The sequence below is a fragment of the Mesorhizobium carmichaelinearum genome (genome assembly GCF_900199455.1).
GTDB lineage: Bacteria > Pseudomonadota > Alphaproteobacteria > Rhizobiales > Rhizobiaceae > Mesorhizobium > Mesorhizobium carmichaelinearum.
In genome coordinates this window covers 1-729 of record NZ_FZQR01000140.1, presented here as the reverse complement: position 1 = coordinate 729, position 729 = coordinate 1, and the positions used below count along the sequence as shown (strand labels likewise).

The following is a 729-nucleotide window of genomic DNA, read 5'->3' as shown; positions in this document are numbered from 1 at the left end:
CGTCGGCATCCTCGGCCGCGGCATAGTCGGCATCGAGCTTGTCGTGTTCGGCCTTCAGCGCGTCGTAGCGTTTGATCTCCTCGGCGCTGAGCTCCTGGGCCTCGGCGTAGATGCGCCGCATGCCGGAAGTGTGGCCATAGGGAAAGCTGATCGCCGCCTCGACCCATTTCCAGCCTTCCGCACGGATCGCCTCGGCATCCACCTTCAGCTTGTCGAAGACCAGCTGCTCGAGGAGCGCTGCATCCTGGAACCAGCCGCCGGAATCCTGCTCGAACAGGTCGCGAAGGACAACGCCGCCGGCTGCCTCATAGGCTTCCGCGCCGACATAGACGGCCCGGCGATCGTCTGCGCGTACCGTCGTCTCGGTCAGCAGGCGCCTGATGTAGTAGGGTTCCTGCGTGTGCGAGTTGGAGATCCGCTCCCAGATCTGGTCCTGGCGGGCGTGGTCGTCGGTGATCGAGAACGCCATGACCTGCTCGAGCCGGATTTCGTCCTTCTCGTAGAGATCGAGAAGCCTCAGTGACACCGATGCCAGCCGCAGGCGCTGCCTCACCGTCGCCGGGGACACGAAGAAGCGGGCGCCGATCTCGTCCGGATCGAGCCCCTGATCGCTCAGCGTCTTGAAGGCCCGGAACTGGTCGAGCGGATGAAGGTCGGCGCGCCGCAGGTTTTCGGCAAGCGAATCCTCTTCGGCCGAGGTCTCTTGCCTGCGGTTGACGATGCAGGGGA

At 64.7% G+C, this 729-nt stretch carries 1 protein-coding gene; it reads right to left on the bottom strand.

Going from position 1 to position 729, the window contains the following annotated elements; genetic code table 11:
- A partial coding sequence (locus CKW40_RS42380; RefSeq protein ID WP_369333073.1) for a ParB/RepB/Spo0J family partition protein occupies positions 1 to 729 on the bottom strand: 729 nt, incomplete at both ends.